This window comes from Dellaglioa sp. CoH-57-MRSF-22 (assembly GCF_056781895.1).
Window position 1 is genome coordinate 1 of record NZ_JBXAXT010000120.1, and the last position, 374, is coordinate 374.

A 374-nucleotide genomic window follows, 5' to 3' on the forward strand; every position below is an offset into this window, starting at 1 on the left:
GGCTTATCTTACCTGCGAGTTCCCCGCGTTTCAGCAGATAGTACATCTGAGAATGATTAAAAAAGGCTGAGAGTATCAGGACACGGCCGTACCCGTAGAACAAACGTTGGGGGCTGAGCGTGATCTGGACTTCTACATTCTGCAATTCGCCCTTGCGCTGCTCTTCGTGAAATGCGACCCACACATGCAGCGTACCGTTGCGCACATGTTCAAGCACCTTGTGCAAACGAGTCACGTACTGTGCCTTAGGGCGCTGTGCAGATTCCCAAATTCGCTTCAGGCGATGTTCGGTCATGGGCTCCGCGCCGGATTTCCATGACCATCGGGCTAGAACGCCACCACGATACTCGCGCGGTTCGATCACTTCTACGCAT

At 53.7% G+C, this 374-nt stretch carries 1 protein-coding gene; it reads right to left on the reverse strand.

From position 1 onward, the window contains the following. Nucleotides 1-374, reverse strand: a 374-nt coding sequence (locus AC1RPR_RS08465) for a hypothetical protein (protein ID WP_481763510.1), incomplete at both ends; no start/stop codon positions are given.